This is a genomic window from Roseibium sp. RKSG952 (assembly GCF_009711355.1).
Genome location: NZ_SMMF01000412.1, coordinates 1 through 880, shown reverse-complemented (window position 1 = coordinate 880; position 880 = coordinate 1). Strand labels below are relative to the sequence as shown.

The window sequence follows — 880 nt, the reverse complement described above, 5'->3', positions numbered from 1 at the left end:
CGTCCTTCAGGGCGGGGAAGACGTTAATAACGACACACCGACACTTGCCGATAGGTCATGGATCCCCGGCGACTGCAGCGCGGACCATGACCTGGACACGAATGCGGCGGAGAACATTCGTCGCGAGGGAGGGGTATTGAAACTACAGGCGGCAGGGCCGTCTGTCCCCGGCCTGCTGCCATTGAAGCAGAAATCCACGCCCATCAGGGCGGGGAGCAATCACTTAAACTGGCGCGGGAGATAATGAGGATTGTACCCTGGGTCTTCGATCTCATCAGCATTGAAGCCGACTTTCTGCTGGCGGACTTTCAGGACGATATCGGAGAGCGCCAGGATGTCGTCCAGCCGGGAGATCGCGGCGAAATGGTTCTGCCCGCCGGTGTAATCCTTTCGGTCCTTACAAGTGCGGATCAAGATCTCGTTGCCGCGACCGTAGGATGGCTGTGAAACCTGAACGTAGATGTCGTCGGTATGGAGGGTGATCTCTCCAGACACTGCGCCGCCGCCCTTGTTGGACCTGATGTCATATTCGGATCCGACGAGACCCATTTCCTGAGCAAGCGCCTTCAGGGCCTTCTTGGCGTTACGGTGGAAGGCCGCCTTTTGGGTGTTGTCGTAAGAGCAGGACTTCGTCCAGTCGAATTTCTTTGCGGGCATCGTGTTACTCCTTGTTGAGTCGATATTCGCAAATGCGTCTGAAACCGACAACTGAGAAACGAAAGGGCAGACATTCGCAGACCCTCCCTTTACTCGGTATCCGCCGGTAATTTGCCCGGTGTCTCGACCGGGGATCGGATCCGGCGGTGTCTAAAGTCTTTCCCGCCCTAAAGGACGGGGGCAGGATGGCGCCCCAAGCAACCATCCACCCAGTTGACGCTTC

The 880-nt window shown here is 57.4% G+C and carries 1 protein-coding gene; it reads right to left on the bottom strand.

The features are described 5' to 3' along the window. Positions 1 to 219 precede the first annotated feature (219 nt). Entirely contained in the window at positions 220 to 657 is a 438-nt protein-coding gene (locus tag E1297_RS01290; RefSeq protein WP_196223108.1) for a hypothetical protein, read from the bottom strand. Between the last annotated feature and the right edge of the window lie 223 nt (positions 658 to 880).